Source organism: Bradyrhizobium sp. Ai1a-2 (assembly GCF_000426245.1).
GTDB lineage: Bacteria > Pseudomonadota > Alphaproteobacteria > Rhizobiales > Xanthobacteraceae > Bradyrhizobium.
On sequence record NZ_AUEZ01000077.1, the window covers coordinates 1 to 15,003 of the forward strand.

The 15,003-nt window shown below is 63.0% G+C and carries 15 protein-coding genes; 5 read left to right on the top strand and 10 right to left on the bottom strand.

What is annotated here, in order from left to right; translation table 11 throughout:
• From K288_RS47345 to K288_RS47360, 6 genes are all read right to left on the bottom strand, one after another.
• The coding region (locus tag K288_RS47345; protein WP_275451082.1) for a POTRA domain-containing protein at window positions 1-570 on the bottom strand (570 nt) is incomplete at its 3' end.
• Window positions 571-804: 234 nt separating this feature from the next.
• The gene (locus K288_RS47350; protein ID WP_152535801.1) at window positions 805-1,191 is read right to left on the bottom strand and encodes a hypothetical protein; all 387 of its coding nucleotides are present in this window, start codon (window positions 1,189-1,191) and stop codon (window positions 805-807) included.
• Window positions 1,192-1,309: 118 nt separating this feature from the next.
• Complete coding sequence (locus K288_RS47355; protein WP_051334883.1) at window positions 1,310-2,194, bottom strand: serine protease; 885 nt, start codon at window positions 2,192-2,194, stop codon at window positions 1,310-1,312.
• A gap of 4 nt (window positions 2,195-2,198) precedes the next feature.
• Window positions 2,199-3,197 carry a FecR domain-containing protein gene (locus K288_RS0134185; protein WP_244443359.1) on the bottom strand — a complete coding sequence of 333 codons (999 nt, stop codon included), beginning with the start codon at window positions 3,195-3,197 and terminating at the stop codon, window positions 2,199-2,201.
• Window positions 3,198-3,587: 390 nt separating this feature from the next.
• The gene (locus K288_RS0134190) at window positions 3,588-4,142 is read right to left on the bottom strand and encodes an RNA polymerase sigma factor (RefSeq protein WP_027583591.1); all 555 of its coding nucleotides are present in this window, start codon (window positions 4,140-4,142) and stop codon (window positions 3,588-3,590) included.
• Between the two features lie 381 nt (window positions 4,143-4,523).
• Window positions 4,524-5,207, bottom strand: a complete 684-nt coding sequence (locus tag K288_RS47360; RefSeq protein ID WP_043161458.1) for an STN domain-containing protein — start codon at window positions 5,205-5,207, stop codon at window positions 4,524-4,526.
• A 658-nt stretch (window positions 5,208-5,865) separates the two neighbouring features.
• On the opposite strand from K288_RS47360, the gene K288_RS0134200 reads away from it, so the two are divergent.
• From K288_RS0134200 to K288_RS0134220, 5 genes are all read left to right on the top strand, one after another.
• Complete coding sequence (locus tag K288_RS0134200; RefSeq protein WP_244443361.1) at window positions 5,866-6,336, top strand: DUF2231 domain-containing protein; 471 nt, start codon at window positions 5,866-5,868, stop codon at window positions 6,334-6,336.
• 47 nt (window positions 6,337-6,383) lie between these two features.
• A complete protein-coding gene (locus K288_RS0134205) occupies window positions 6,384-7,700 on the top strand; it encodes a sorbosone dehydrogenase family protein (protein ID WP_244443363.1) in 1,317 nt (438 codons plus the stop codon).
• Between the two features lie 414 nt (window positions 7,701-8,114).
• A complete protein-coding gene (locus tag K288_RS47365; RefSeq protein ID WP_051334885.1) occupies window positions 8,115-8,546 on the top strand; it encodes a cupin domain-containing protein in 432 nt (143 codons plus the stop codon).
• Between the two features lie 143 nt (window positions 8,547-8,689).
• On the top strand, window positions 8,690-9,601 hold the full coding sequence (locus K288_RS47370) for an RNA polymerase factor sigma-32 (protein WP_084799937.1): 912 nt from the start codon (window positions 8,690-8,692) through the stop codon (window positions 9,599-9,601).
• Window positions 9,602-9,649: 48 nt separating this feature from the next.
• Window positions 9,650-9,934 carry a DUF2158 domain-containing protein gene (locus tag K288_RS0134220; RefSeq protein ID WP_027583594.1) on the top strand — a complete coding sequence of 95 codons (285 nt, stop codon included), beginning with the start codon at window positions 9,650-9,652 and terminating at the stop codon, window positions 9,932-9,934.
• Between the two features lie 42 nt (window positions 9,935-9,976).
• Here the strand turns inward: K288_RS0134220 and K288_RS0134225 are convergent, their stop codons facing one another.
• From K288_RS0134225 to K288_RS0134240, 4 genes are all read right to left on the bottom strand, one after another.
• Window positions 9,977-10,516, bottom strand: coding sequence for a cytochrome c (locus K288_RS0134225; RefSeq protein ID WP_027583595.1), 540 nt, complete (start codon window positions 10,514-10,516; stop codon window positions 9,977-9,979).
• Entirely contained in the window at window positions 10,503-11,786 is a 1,284-nt protein-coding gene (gene soxC / locus K288_RS0134230; protein ID WP_027583596.1) for a sulfite dehydrogenase, read from the bottom strand. The genes K288_RS0134225 and soxC overlap by 14 nt, the downstream gene beginning before the upstream one ends.
• Before the next feature lie 181 nt (window positions 11,787-11,967).
• On the bottom strand, window positions 11,968-13,455 hold the full coding sequence (locus K288_RS47375; RefSeq protein ID WP_043161464.1) for an amino acid permease: 1,488 nt from the start codon (window positions 13,453-13,455) through the stop codon (window positions 11,968-11,970).
• Window positions 13,456-13,549: 94 nt separating this feature from the next.
• Window positions 13,550-14,758 (bottom strand): cytochrome P450, encoded by a 1,209-nt coding sequence (locus tag K288_RS0134240; protein ID WP_027583597.1) that lies wholly within the window; start codon window positions 14,756-14,758, stop codon window positions 13,550-13,552.
• Between the last annotated feature and the right edge of the window lie 245 nt (window positions 14,759-15,003).

The following is a 15,003-nucleotide window of genomic DNA, read 5'->3' on the forward strand; positions in this document are numbered from 1 at the left end:
CAGCGTCCCCTCCTTGAGGGATTTCGCCCGCTCCTTGACCTGGTCGAGATCGAAGTAGCGCGAATTCTTCACCCGCAGCCGCCCGACCTTCATCTCCGTCACCTTGAGAATGACGACCCCGCGCAGCGCATTCTGCGTCGGCACCGACACGCTGACGGTCTGGTAGCCCTTGTCGCGATAGGCCTTCTCGAGCGCGGCGCGCGCCTTCTCGACATCGTCGGCGGACTTGCCCGGACCGAGGAACGGATAGATCGCCTCCTCGACCTCGATCTGCGGCAGCTTGTCGGCGCCCTGGACCGCGAAGTCGTCGATGTCAAACCGCTGCGCAGGCGCAGCGCTCGGCGCCGCCGCTCCATCCGGCGCAGCCGCAGTCGCACCGTCCGCATTGACAGGCTGCTTCGCGGCGGCCGCATTCGCCGGCTGCTGCGCGCCTTGCGGCGCCGCGCCCGCCTCACCCCACGTAAGCGCGCAAAGGCCGCCGGCGATCACCGACAAGACAGGCCTCAGGCCGAGCAACACCGTTCGGGCGGACGCAGGTCCGCCGCGCTTATAACCGATCTCAGATTGCACGGGGGCTCGCTCGTCTCCTGGGCACGCGCATGACGGCACGGCAGAATGCCGCGCTCATGGTGCCTTACTTCAACAGACGACCGAGCCTGAACGGGACTGAATCAAAGTCTTAAGAAATTTTTGCGCGCGACCCGCGATTCGCGGACAGCGTGTGCGATCCTGCGGATCACCGGCGAAGCGCGCAGCGCAAATCACGCGCCGTCCGGCTTTACCGGCATCGTCCCGGTCGTGATGCTATTTCAGATTCAGCGTGAGGCGCAGGCGCAGGGGCTGCAGCATTTCCGGCGGCGGTGGCTCCCCGACGTTGCCCCGCGTGAGGATCTTCCGCAGGTCAGCGTCGGCCTGTGCGTTGTTGAGCGCGGGGAAGGTCACCTTTTCGACCGTGCCGTCGGGGTTCAGCCAGGCGCGCACCTCGAGCATCTGCGGCGGTCCGTCCTCCTTTCCCCGGTGTTCGCGAAGATAGGCCCGGAAACGATTGCAGACCTCGTCGTCCGCTCCCATCCAGTCTTCGAAACGAAACCTGACCAGCTTGGCGAACTGGGTCCAATGCGGCGGAGCCTTGCTTGCGTCGCGATACTCTTGCGACCGCACCGGCGCTGAAACCAGCGTCAGCGAAAACACCGCCAAGATAGCAGTCGCAGCAGCGCAACCGGCTATCCTGGATACGGAACGATCCGGCGAACCGCGACGCACCGGGACCGGATGCGATTGAGAGCCCATCTGCGACATGCGTCTCGCCTCAATTCTGCAAACACGTGACCCGCGCTGAGATCGAGGCCGCCCGGCTGGCTCGCGACGTGGTGGCGACGATCTGGGATCGATCATCTTCTGCGACACGAACCCCCTTGGAGGCCAGGAAACTCTTGGCATCCCCTGCCCCCACCGCGACCACGCGGCTCGATCCGGTCCTGCGGCTTATGATCCCTTGTACCAGGCCACGACTGTCCAGCACCGGCGCACCGCTGGCGCCGAAAGTGACATCCGTATCTATCATCAGCGACCCCGACTGGCTGCCTGGGCTGCCCGCGACGGTCGCGTTTGCAAACAGGCCTCGGTTTGTCGCCAGCTTATCGTAAGCCGAGGCAAACACCATGTCGTTGGTGCTCACGCCGACCGAATTCGGGAAAACCGCCGACAGCCCCAAGGTCTTCGTCACCTTGATCAGCGCGAGATCCGTGCCGGGCGACAAGGCCACGAGCTGCGCCGCCAGAGCCCGTCCCTCCTTGAAGACAATGAGGCGCGAGCAATCTTCCGCCGCATGACGGGCGGTCAGCATATTGCCCTTGTCGTCGACAAAAAAGCCGGTACCGGTCTTTTGGCGGTTAGGCACCGTAGGCTCTTGCGTCCGCGCCAGTGGCGAAACCTCAGACCGCTGCTGATGCGGCGTGAAATGCCCGACCACCCAGCCGATGTCATTGGCCTCAGCGCGCCAGGCGGCCGCCGTTGTCAGCCCCAGCAATCCGAAACCGACCGCAATGCCTCGGATGACGGTGACCAACTTGCGACACCGGTGCACGCCATCCGCATGTCGCGGCTTGATCATTGAATCCTCACTATCCTGAAGTTTGTCTGGCAGACGCGTCTTGTCGAACAATTTGTCGCGGGGGACATGCAGTCCGTTCAAGACGCTAGCTCAGCAACACAATGCCTCCCGGCAAAGATCGCGCCGTGGCGCCGAACAGGCCGTGGGCCTGAGCGATGAAGTCGTCCAGGTGATCGAGATGGAAAGTGCCCGAAATCATCCGGTGCCCAAGCTGCTCGTCCATAACGACAATCCTGCCCGGCCGGTAGCGGTTGATCTCTTCGACCAGTCGACCGACCGGCCAGTCGCGGACGATCAGAAGACCGTTTCGCCAGGCGTTCGCCTGCTCCAGATCGGCTTGCGATGCGCGTCCCAGCCCCGCCTCGGCCGAATAGGATATCTGCTGCTCCCCTGAAATGGAGATGCGCTGTCCCTTCGATTCAACTTCGACGTCGCCTTCAATACACGACACCGAGACGGTACGATCGAGACATCTGACATTGAAATTGGCACGGCGCGCCGTAACACGCCCTCCGGCGGCATCAATGACAAGCGGCACAGGCGCGTCGCGCTCGGCCTGGACGGCAGCCTCGCCCGAAATCAGTTCGATACGCGGAGCGCCCTGCTCGGATCGTACGGCGATGCTTGTCTGCGTGTTGAGCGTCAGCGAGACATTGTCGGACAAGGCGATATTGCGCCGCTCGCCCTTGGCGGTCCGATAGTCCGCCGACAGTTCTTCGAACGATGGCCAAAGCCCCATCGGCGGACGGACGACGACGTATGCGCCTGCCACTGATGCAGCCGCCATCGCGCCCCCGATCAGCGCCCGGCGGCTGAGCCTGTCGCGCGCGTTACGCGGACTCCTGCGTTCAACGCTCACAAGCTCCGATTCGCTGGCGAGCTCGCGGGTGGCATCGCCGAAACTGCGCCACAGCCTCACGGCATCGCGGAAGGCGGCCTCGTGTTCGGCGCTGCGCTGCCGCCAAAGTCCCAAAGCGGCCGCATCTTCTGCTGTCGCCGAGCCCGAGTGCAGGCGAATAACCCACGCAAGCGCCTGCCGCAACAGCGGGTCCAGCTCGGAAGGAATATCGTTGCCTGCGGTCAAGGCCAATCGCTCTTTGCTGTTTCTCCCGCCGGATGATTCCGGCGCACCCGAAAAATACCGCGCCCTCTTGTTCTATAGACGATTGGCGCAAAGGAAGACTGAATCGAAAATCCAAGCCAACTGCACTTTCAAGCTCTTTGTCGCTATAGAAAGTGCATCTTGCAAAATTTTTCTTGAAGATTCGCCGTCCGCGCAAGCATTCAACCGTGCGCATCGGAAAAATGCCTCCAAACGGCCTGACAAGCACGTCCCTTGCCGAGATGCAAGCTAGAGTATCTTCGGTTCGGATTGAGTCAGAACCGAAGCTCCAGATTCCAGTTTTGTCGCATTTTCTGCGCAGATAAAACTTGATTGCTGGGCGAACCGGCGTCCACTTCGCTCGAAAACGCGCTAGTCGCTGGCTTTCGACTTCGGACGTGGCCCGAGGCGCCGGAGAACGCTGCGGCCGAGCCGACGGCTGAGATGCTCCATGGCGTGCTGCAGGTCGAAATCGACCGTGCGCACATTGATGCCAAATCGAGTGGCGATCTCGCGGTGGGGGAGATGATCAAGATGGGCTGCGATAAACACGTCGCGCCGGCGGGCGGGCAATTCCGCGAGAGCCTTCTGAAATTCCGTCAGTTCGATGCGCGCCTCCGTCACCATCGCCGGGTCCGGACGGTCGTCGGGGATGACGTCCATGATCGCCGCGATGTCCGCGGAGTTCAGCAAGTGCCGATCGCTTTTGCGCCGATCCTTGGCGACGTTCAACGCGGTACGAAAGAGATAGTCGACGGGGCTGTGAATCGGCACCGCATCGGACACGCGATCGACCCGCAGAAACGCTTCGTGCAACGCCTCGCGCGCGAAATCCGAGGAGCCAAGGCAACGCGTCAGACGCTTGGCCAACCCCTCGTAATCAGCTGCGACTGTCTCTCGCAGAGATTTACTGTTCGAATCAGACACTTACGAGCCCCGCAACGCCACGCTCTGCGTTTCGCAGATCGCGGTCAGTCCCACTATTGTCCCTATCGGCCGAGGATGACACTCGCGTGACGGACAATCGTCACTTGCAAGCTGTTCGGCGATTGCGGCAATCCAATCACAGGGCCGAGAATATTAAGATACCGCGGCCATCCAGCCGATGGCCTTGGCAACGGCTGCGCCCTGGGAATCGTTCGATCGCCGCAGCATCGAGTAAGGTGTCGCCGGAGCGCGAGGCAACCCTTTATATCTGTCGCACGACGGGCCGGAATTTCGAACGAAGTGGACACCGGTTCGCGTGAAGAAGACGCGTCAAACAAGAATCTACAACTTCGGTCCTGATCGAATCGGACTGAAGACGTTCTACAGCGCGTGGATCGAGATCATGAAGCGGATCGGGAGCGGCATGTTGGGTGGCGCCTGCTGACTCAACACCAGGCCGCGTAAGGTCTCGGCAATCGAGCTATCCCGGTCAAGGTCGCCTGTCGAACCGTCGAGCTCGGCCCTGTCCACGATTCGCGAGGACGGCGTCACCCACAGTTTGACCGCGACCCGATATTCGCCCCGCCTGGTCCGCCCGCCCTTCTTGAGGGCCTTCTGAATGTCCGATTGTACGAGGCCGATATACTCACCTAGATTGCGATCGGAAGCATCGCTCGCGCCGCGAACACGCAGCGTTCCGAGCGTTATATCCGCGGAGACCGGAGGATGGATGGGCGGCTCGTCGGGATCCGGCGAGGATGCCGGCGCCAGCGTCACGGCGTTGGACCGGCTATAGCGAACCCTCAGGTCGGTATCGGCCAAAAGCATTAGCAACGCCACCTGCGGCGTGAACTCGCCGTTGACCGGCAGCGAACGGAGGCCGAACGCCGAGGCCGTCTCAAACATCACCTGAACGCCGGCCTGCTGGCTGTACGCCTGCAGGGCGTCGATCAGCGGCTGCGCCGGGATGTTAAACGTCATGAGGCCGACCGGCGGCTTCCGCTCGTTTCCGGATGCGACGGTAACCCCTACCAAAATGACAAGCACCGCCGCGATCTTCGCCAAAGTCCAGGCGCGGAGGCGAGGCAAGCTCGTCCTCAGCCGGACCGCACGGGACGAAGCGATTTGGCCAATACGTACCATCACTGACAACCGAGCCGTCTCGTCGGCTCCTTCCACGGAGTGTGTTCGATTTCGCGGGAGGGATCGCGGAGGTCGCGCCATCCCTGAACCCCTCAGATCGTACCTTCCCATGTCAGCCATATGACAGATCGGCCTGACGCAGTCATCGGCCCGCTCTTGGCATCCCCAGTCGATACGGCCGCCGTCCCAATTGGCGCAGGCCTCGCAGGTATGCTCGCCCTCCGTGTGCGGCTTCCATGGGATCGAGGCCGTGAAGAAATCTACTGTGCCGTCGACCGTCGCAGCACGGAGCCCTCGGGGCGCCGGCGCCGTCGCAAGGGTGCTTGCAGAGATGGTCGGGACGACGATGGACGAAGTGACCTGATAGGTTTCGCGAGCGGAGTTCAGCGGGTGTGAAGGTCACATAGGATTTACCGTCAGTTTCGTACGCGTGCTTTTGAAAGCGCCGCCCACTTTCCCATTTGCACCTATGTGAGCTGCGAAGCGCTCCGACATATCGAACGGATCGAAGGTTGCCTCGCAAAAGCAGGTGTCGGCGCCGGCGTGCCGCGCACGCGCACACTATCGTGAGGATCGAAGCATGATGCAGATCGCGGTGGCCTACACCAGTTCCACAGTCGAAACCGAAGCGGTACCGGTGGTTGCCGTCCGTCGGCACGCCATTCATGAAATGCTGGTGCCGTTTTCGGTCGCCTACCTGATTGGCGCCTTCGTCACCGATCTCGCCTATTGGCGAACCGCCCTCGTGATGTGGGAGAGATTTTCGGTCTGGCTGATCGCCGCCGGCCTGGTGCTCGCGGCGCTTGCAGCCATCGCAGCCGTGATCGATCTGCTGATCGGCAGGCAGAGGCCGGCCTGGTTTCGCGCACTCACCTATGTCGTCGCGATCGTGCTCTCGATCGTGAATGTCCTCGTTCACAGCCGCGACGGCTACACCGCGGTCGTGCCGACCGGCCTCGCGTTGTCGGGGCTCGTCACGATCCTCCTGCTGTTCATGTTGGTGGGAGGCTGGAGCTTGACCCACAGCGATCTCGCGGGAGCAGCCGAATAACCAGCCTGCTCAATCCTGCACGTACGGCGAAGCTGCCGCGCTTTGCCATCGTGGCTGTTCTCGCCGCCGCTACCTTGGCTCTCGCCGGCTGTGACGACAGTGGCGGCAACCCTGCAAGGCAGATCGGCGCCCATCCATACTTGCCGGAGGTGCAGGAATATCTGCTGCCGCCGATCAGGATTGCGCGGCCGGTGCCGTGGGGTAGCGAAACGCCGAAGGTGGCGGAGGGATTGCAGATCCGTGCATTGGCCACGGGGTTCGAACATCCGCGATCGCTCTACGTGCTTCCGAACGGCGACGTGCTCGTGGTTGAAAGCAATGGCCCGAAGGCCCCGGTCTTCCGGCCCAAGGATCTCATCACCGGCTGGGTGCAATGGTTCGCCGGCGCCAAGGCGCAGGATGCAAATCGCATCACGCTGTTGCGCGACACCAATGGCGACGGCATTCCCGATGTGCGCACCGTATTTCTCGACCACCTCAACTCGCCGTTTGGCGTTGCGCTGGTGGGCCACGATCTCTACGTCGCAAACACGGATGCAATCGTCCGGTATCCGTACGAGGACGGACAAACCAGCATCACCGCCACAGGCACCAAGCTGACCGATCTTCCCGGTGGTCCAATCGATCATCACTGGACCAAGACATTGTTGGCGAGCCCCGATGGCACGAAGCTCTATGTCGGTGTGGGCTCGAACAGCAACATCACCGAGAATGGCATCCAGGCCGAGTATGAGAGAGCAGCGATCTGGAAAATCGACCGCGCGACCGGCGCGCATCGCATCTTCGCCAGCGGCGTGCGCAATCCCACGGGACTGCAGTGGGAGCCCGAGACCGGCAAGCTCTGGGCCATCGCCAACGAACGCGATGAGATCGGTCCCGATCTCGTGCCGGACTATCTGACCTCGGTGCAGGACGGCGGCTTTTACGGCTGGCCTTACAGCTACTATGGCCGGCATCTCGACCCACGCGTCGAGCCACAACGCCCCGACCTCGTGGCCAAGGCGATCGAGCCCGACTATGCCCTGAGCTCTCATGTGGCTCCACTTGGCCTCGCCATGTACACGGGCAACAACCTTCCGGCGCAGTACCATGGAGGCGCGTTCGTCGCCGAGCATGGAAGCTGGGACCGAACCCCGCTCAACGGCTACAAGGTGGTGTTCGTGCCGTTCAGCGACGGCAAGCCATCCGGTCCTGCGCAGGACGTCGTCACCGGATTCCTCAACGCGAACGATCGCGCGCACGGCAGGCCAGTTGGCCTGGCGATCGATCGGGCGGGTGCATTGCTGATCGCCGACGATGTTGGAAACACGGTTTGGCGGGTGTCCTCCACGAACCCGGCCGCTCAACCGAAGTCAGATACATAAGCCGCTCGCAGCGTTTCGAGCGAAGTGGACACCGGTTCGCGTGAAAGAATCCAGAGCTTCGGCTCCGATTCGATCAAAACCGAAGCCCTAGAGGAGCCCAAGGAGCGAGGCAGAGCCGGGCGTCGTTTGCAACGCGACGCCCGGCTCCGCCATCACCGGGCAACGCGTGGCCGACAACCAATCGCGGGATCGAGATCGCACGCATTTTGCGAATTCGCACGCCTGCCTCACCTTCTCAATCCAACGTTACCCTTCGTGAGCCCGCTTGAGCGCGAGCGCGGCAAGCTCACCGATTTGTAAGCAACGTTCCCTCAATCGGACGTGAAGCGATTAAACGCCTGTTTAGTGGCTCTGCCGACCACGTCTGGCCTACGTTGAACGGGTAGCAAACTCGAAAACGTGAGTGTGATCGCCATGAACAGCTCAGTCCAGGTCGTTAGTCCCGACCGCTTCGACCTTGGCACGACACAAACTCCGGGCTCGGAACGTCGTGCCGCGATCGATCCGGCGCTCGGTATCCCTTCGGCGATGTGGGGCGGGCTCTTCGAGGTCAAGCCGGGATCACGCACCGGTATTCACCATCACGGAGAGCAGGAAACGATCGCATTCGTCCTTTCCGGCGCCTGCGAGATCCGCTGGGGAGTCAGCGGAGAGTTCGTTGCCTACGCAAAGGCCGGCGATTTCATCCATGTTCCGGCCTTCCTGCCGCACATGGAAAGCAATCTCTCGAACGAGCGGCCGTTCCGCTGGGTGGTCGTGCGCAACACGCCGACGCCAATCGTCGTCAATCTTCCCGACGCGGTCTGGCCCGGCGCGGACGCCGTGCGGCCAACCGAGGTGATCTAAGATGTGCGTTTCTGCAAAAACCGTCGCTCTCGAAAGACCGATGCGGCACCCGCCCTTAATTATCGTACGGGCTCGACACAGCTCGGGCCACGACCGGCACTCGACGCAAAGCGTCGCGCGCAACAACTGACGGAACCTTTACGATGGAACAATACTCCCTACTGGACGCGGAACAGGAACAACAATTTGCTCGCCGTTGGCACGAATTGGGCGACCAAGCTGCGCTGCATGCGCTCGTCAAGAGCCATCTCAGGCTCGCGGCCAAGGTAGCGCGCCATTATCGCGGATACGGCCTCCCGCTCGCCGATGTCATCGCCGAAGCCAATGTCGGCCTGGTCGTTGCCGCTCAGCGCTTCGAGCCGAACCGTGGCTCGCGCTTTTCGACTTACGCACTATGGTGGATCAAGGCGAGCATCCACGAATACATCCTGCGCTCCTGGTCGCTGGTCAAGATCGGAACGACCGCCGCTCAGAAGAAGCTGTTCTTCCGCCTCAGGAGTGAGATCAGGAAGGTCTCGAACAATCGGACCACGCTCACGCCGGAGATTGCCAATACGGTCGCCGAGCACCTGGGCGTCACCGCTGCCGACGTGATCGAGATGGACGGTCGGCTGCGCGGCGACTTCTCCCTGAACAAGCCGATGGACGACGATGGACAAACCGCGGAATGGGAGACGATGCTGGTCGATGATTCCCCGGACGCCGAAGTGATCCTGGCGGAGCGGGATGAAACGACCCAGCAAACGAGCGCACTCTCGGCCGCGCTCAAGGTGCTGACACCGCGGGAGCGGCAGGTATTCGAGGCACGGCGCCTCACCGACAATCCGCCCACGCTCGCAGAACTCGCCAGCCGGCTGGACATTTCCCCGGAGCGCGTGCGGCAAATCGAAAACCACGCCTTTGAAAAAGTGAAGCGTGCAGCCGTCGGCTATCTGAGGACCGATCGATTGACGCCCGATGCTGTGGTGAACGTACCGCCGCCGCAACGCGAGCGCCTACCAAGGAACAAGCAGGGTCATGAAGAGATGCGCGCGGAATACGAAATGCTGAGCTAGTGGTGCGTTGAGATCTTCATTGTCCCTGCGAGACACGGAGGCCGTGGCATGCTCGCAAAGATGAGGCGCTTCTCGATCGGTGCCGGGTTGATCCTCTCACTCTACGCACCCTTCTTCGTTCAGGCATTTGCCGCCCCGGCTTCACAGGGCATCTCGAGCGCCGGACCTGCCACGTCCCAATTTCGGCCCGGCGATCTTGTCCGCCTGCGTTTAGGTGGGTCATTGATGACGGTGGACACAGTCAAAGACGATCAGGTCGACTGCTTCTGGACCGACGGCAGCGGCCAGACCAACAACGCGACCTTCCCCGTCCAGGTCCTCCGAAAATTCTGATCGCGTTGCGTCCATGATGGGCACCGCGAAGAGCGATCAGAGCTAGCGCACGTCCGGTCGCGGGTCAGGAACGAAGCTCTCGCGGTTCGGCATCTTGATGGCGGCGAGCCTATTGGCGTCGAGCACAGCGTCCGGCGGAACGAGGCCGTTGAGATGGAGGATGTAGGCGGAGACCGCATAGACATCCTCGTCGCTCAGCGACTGCGGCGCGTTCTGCGGCATGGCGCGGCGGATATAATCGAACAATGTCGGCGCATAAGGCCAGTAGCTGCCGACGGTGCGCACCGGCTTTGCGCTCGCAAGCGTGCCCTGCCCGCCGGCCAGGCGGTCGCCGACACCGCCCTGCCCGTCGGCGCCGTGGCAGGCGGCGCATTGTTCGCTGAAGACCACGCGGCCGCGCTCGACGCTGCCACTGCCCGGCGGCAGGTTCGATCCGTCATGGCCGATGTCGATGTCCCAGCCCTTGATTTCCGCCGGCGTCGCCGCCCGTCCGATATGAAAGCGCTCCTCGGCCTGCGCGGCAACGCCGAGCCCGCCGATGACAGCGGCGAGCAGCGCGACATGCGACCTACGCCAGCGCATTGCTCACCTCCCCATTGGCGGTGATGCGCCACGGCCAGATCGCGTTGTTGTGGTAGAAATGATTGACGCCGCGAACCGCGAGCAGTTCGGCGAGCGTCGGCTGCACATAATCAGTCTCGTCGATTGCGCGGCTCTGGATCACGGCGGGAGTGCCGTCCCACTGCCACGGCAGCCGGAAGCGGGTGAGCGCACGGGTCAGGACCGGCTCCTGAAGTCTAGCCACCTGCCAGCTCTTGCCGTCGTCGAGCGAGACCTCGACGCGCTTGATCTTGCCGCGTCCGCTCCAGGCGATGCCGGAAATCTCGTGGAAGCCGGACCCGCTCAGTTTCTGTCCGCCCGAGGGACGCAGGATGATCGACTTCGCTTCCATGGTGAAGGTGAACTCGCGCGCGGTGCCATCGGGCATCAGGTCGGTATATTTGGACGTCTCCTCGCGCGTATAGTCGGGCTCGGCCACCGCCTTGAGCCGCCGCAGCCATTTGATGTTCATGTTGCCCTCGAAGCCCGGCAGCAAGAGGCGCAGCGGGTAACCTTGCTGGGGACGCAGCCGCTCGCCGTTCTGGCTGTAGACCAGCATGGCATCGTCGAGGCATTTCTCGACCGGGATCGAGCGCGTCATCGCCGCAGCATCCGCGCCTTCGGCCACGAGCCACTTTGCTTCCTTCTGGAGGCCGGCTTCGTTCAAGACGTCCTTCAGCATCACGCCGGTCCATTCGGCGCAGCTCACGAGGCCGACGAGGTCGGACGCGGTCTTGCCATAGGGCTTGGAGTAGACCGGATTGCCGGAGCATTCGATGAAATGAATCCGCGATTGCGACGGGAAGCGGCGGATGTCGTCCATCGTGAAGATTAGCGGACGATCGACCAGGCCGTGCAGCATCAGCCTGTGCTGCGCCGGATCGATGGTGGGCACACCGCCGTGATGGCGTTCGTAGAACAGCCCGTTCGGCGTGATGATGCCGTCAAGCTCCTGCAGTGGAGTGCGGCCGGAGGCGGAAATGTATTGCGGCAGCGTCTTGGAGATATTCTTGACGACGCCCTTCTCATAGACCGACGGTGTGCCATAGGGCTGATCGCCCATCGGTGCGCCCGGCGCCTTCATCCATTCGGGAACGTTGGGTGGAAGGTTGCTGTTATCGACGGTGGCCGCATCCGCCAGCGCGGCTGGTGCCGCGCCGAGCGCGGCTCCGCCTGCGACCGCGGCGCCGGCCTGGAGAAAATGCCGGCGCGATGGTCGTCGTTCGCGGTTGGCGGTTGCTTGCTCGCTCATTGACGCTTTCCCTTGACGCACTCGTTGATCGATCCCAGGCTATACCAACGCTAAGCACGCGCCTTCACATGTGCAAATCGCCCGGGCGTCATGTCGCCGATGCAGCGCGTTACGGAAAATTCCGATCGGGCATCGGCGCTGCCTTGGGTGAATTTGCTCCGGACCGAATCGTTCCGCCGCGTCAGCGGCGATCGCTCATCCGCAGACGGCTGTGCGTGCGGCCATAGGCGGCATAGATCACAAGGCCGATCACGAGCCACACCGCGAGCCGGATCCAGGTGTCCATCGGCAAGCTGAGCATCAGGATGAGCGAGGTTGCGGCCGCCGCCGGCCCCACGAGCCAGATCGCCGGCGCGCGGAACGGACGCGGCAGCTCCGGATCGACGACGCGCAGCACCATCGTGCCGATAGAGACCACGGCAAACGCGAACAACGTGCCGATGCTGACGAGCTCGCCGACCAGCCCGATCGGCAGCACCCCGCCGAGAAGGGCACACACGATGCCGGAACCAATGGTGGCGACATGAGGCGTCCGGAAACGCGGATGGATATTTGCGATCGCCGGCGGCAGCAATCCATCATGCGCCATAGCGCGGAAAATCCGGGGCTGCGCCAGCAGCATCACCAGTATCACCGAGGTCAGGCCGAACAGGATGCCGAGCTTGATGACCGGCGACAGCCAGCCGACGCCGGCCGCATCGATTCCGACCGCGATCGGGTCAGGAACGTTCAGCCGGTCGAACGGCACGATCCCCGTCAGCACGAAGCCGACGGCGACATAAAGCGCCGCGCAGATCACGAGCGAGCCGAGAATGCCGATCGGCATGTCGCGCTCCGGCGACTTCGCCTCCTGCGCGGCAGTCGAGACCGCGTCGAAACCGATATAGGCAAAGAACACCACCGCCGCGCCACGGAACACGCCGGACCAGCCGTAGACGCCGACGCCCGCATTCGGCGGAATGAAGGCCCCTTCGGGATTGCTCGCGGTGACCCAGTTCGCGGTCGTGAACGAGGAGATCGTGCAGGCGATGAAGAGCAGGATGACGATCAGCTTCACCGCGACGATGAAATTGTTGAAGCGCGCCGACTCCCTGATCCCGGCCACCAGCAGCGCCGTGATGAAGACGATGATGAGCATCGCCGGCACGTTGAAGATCGCGCCCGTCGACGACCAACCATGCGTGGCCGCGTCATAGCTCAGCGGCGCGGACGCGAGCTCCGGCGGGATCGCAAGCCCAAAATCTTTGGCGAAGCTGACGGCATAGCCCGACCACCCGATCGAGACCGCGACGGCGCCGACGGCATATTCGAGGATCAGGTCCCAGCCGATGATCCACGCCACGAACTCGCCCAGCGTCGCATAGGCGAAAGTATAGGCGCTGCCGCAGACCGGGACGGTCGACGACATCTCCGCATAGCAGAGACCCGCGAAGGCGCAGGCGATCGCGCCGAGCACGAAGGAAAGCGTCACCGCCGGTCCCGCATTCGCCGCCGCGGCGTGTCCGGTCAGGACGAAGATGCCGGCGCCGATGACGCCGCCGATGCCGAGCGCGACGAGATTGAGTGCCGATAGCGAGCGCCGGAACGGCGAGGCTCGTGCATCGCCTTCCTCCCCCGCCGCCTCCTGCAGCAGGTCGACTGCGGGTTTCCTCGCCCAGATGTCTGCCAAGAACCGCCTCCTCGCGACTTCGACCCGGCGGCCGGTCGCGCAAGGCTAGCACGGTCTTAATATTGCTTGCGACAATCGCCGCGGATCGCGCCGCTCACGCATTCGGCACCACGGGGAGCTTCTCGATCATCCGTATCCCGGGCCGGCGTCGCCAATGGATCTCAGTTGGCTGAACCGCAAGCTGAAGCTTTGGCCAGCGGGTGAACAGCGCCTTCAGCGCGCAGATCCCTTCGATCCGTGCCAGTTGGTGACCGAGGCAGAAATGGATGCCCGTGCCGAAGGAGATGTGGCGGTTCGGACGGCGCTCGAGGTCCATTTGCTCGGGTTGCGGGTGCGCTGCGGGATCGAAATTGGCCGCCACGATCATGGCCATCACCCGATCGTTCTTCTTCAAGGCAACGCCGCCGAGCTCGATATCGTGCCGCACATAGCGCGGCTTCGAGAACTGCACCGGCGAGACGAAGCGGAGGAATTCCTCGACCGCCAGGCTCGCGCGGTTCCAGTCCGCCTCGAGCCAGTTGCGTGTTTCGGGGTTCTTCAGCAGCTCGAACACCGATCCGCTGATCAGATGCGTCGTGGTCTCGGAACCCGCGCCGAGCAACAGCATCACCATCGACACCATTTCGTCCGGCGTGATGCGGCCGCCTTCTTTCTCCACCTGCACCAGTTCGGCAATGAGCCCCTCGCCGCCCTCTTTGCGCGCAGCCTGCAGCCGCTCCTCCAGATAGCGTCGCATCTTCCCCAACATGAACAGCATCCGCACGAAGCCGAAGGAGCTGGTAATCTGCCCCATCGCATTCGCCCAACCGATGAATTTCGGCCGGTCGGCCGCCGGCAGGCCGAGAAGCTCGCAGATGACGGAGAGCGGCAGGATGCGCGCATAGCGCTGCACCAGATCGGCCGGTTTGCCCAATGCGAACAGTTCGTCCGCAAGGCCGTCCGCGATCGCACGGATGTGCGGCTCCATCTCGAGCACCGCGCGACGGCGGAACGCCTCGTCGACGATGCCGCGCAGCCGGCTGTGATCCGGCTCGTCCTTCGTCAACATACTGTTGGCGATCGTTGCGATGGATTTCGGCATCCACCATTGCAGCCCTGCCAGCGCCCCGTCCTCCTTGCGCAGCGTGAAGGTGGAGGAATCCTTCAGCATCTGTGCAGTGGTCTCATAGGTCGTGGTGACCCAGACCTTCCCCACGATCGGAAATCGCGTGGCAACCACAGGCGCGCTGGCTCGCAGCGCCGCAACAGCGGTCGCGGGATCGCGGAAAAATTCTTCGCTGGAAAAATCGATGCGTGTTGCCATCGGTCCCCTCCACCGTGCCGGTCAAAGTGGTGCGGCGCGCGCCAAGCGCAAGCCGCGATCGAATGGTTGACGGCGCAGCCGCCGGTATCGTGTTCTGCCGAAATGGTAAATCGATCGTTAACCAGACCTCACGAGGCGCTGGACCAAGTTCCAAGGAAGAAACCTGATTTTCCCGCGCAATTTGCTCCGCCGGCCGTCACTCACGAAGCAACCTCTTACCCGGATGATGCGGATTTAGCGAACCT

Coding starts and splice junctions, on each gene's coding strand:
- K288_RS0134240 (WP_027583597.1), bottom strand. CDS start 14,758: ATGGCAACACGCATCGATTTTTCCAGCGAAGAATTTTTCCGCGATCCC.
- K288_RS0134225 (WP_027583595.1), bottom strand. CDS start 10,516: ATGCGCTGGCGTAGGTCGCATGTCGCGCTGCTCGCCGCTGTCATCGGC.
- K288_RS0134220 (WP_027583594.1), top strand. CDS start 9,650: ATGCTCGCAAAGATGAGGCGCTTCTCGATCGGTGCCGGGTTGATCCTC.
- soxC (WP_027583596.1), bottom strand. CDS start 11,786: ATGAGCGAGCAAGCAACCGCCAACCGCGAACGACGACCATCGCGCCGG.
- K288_RS47365 (WP_051334885.1), top strand. CDS start 8,115: ATGAACAGCTCAGTCCAGGTCGTTAGTCCCGACCGCTTCGACCTTGGC.
- K288_RS47370 (WP_084799937.1), top strand. CDS start 8,690: ATGGAACAATACTCCCTACTGGACGCGGAACAGGAACAACAATTTGCT.
- K288_RS0134200 (WP_244443361.1), top strand. CDS start 5,866: ATGATGCAGATCGCGGTGGCCTACACCAGTTCCACAGTCGAAACCGAA.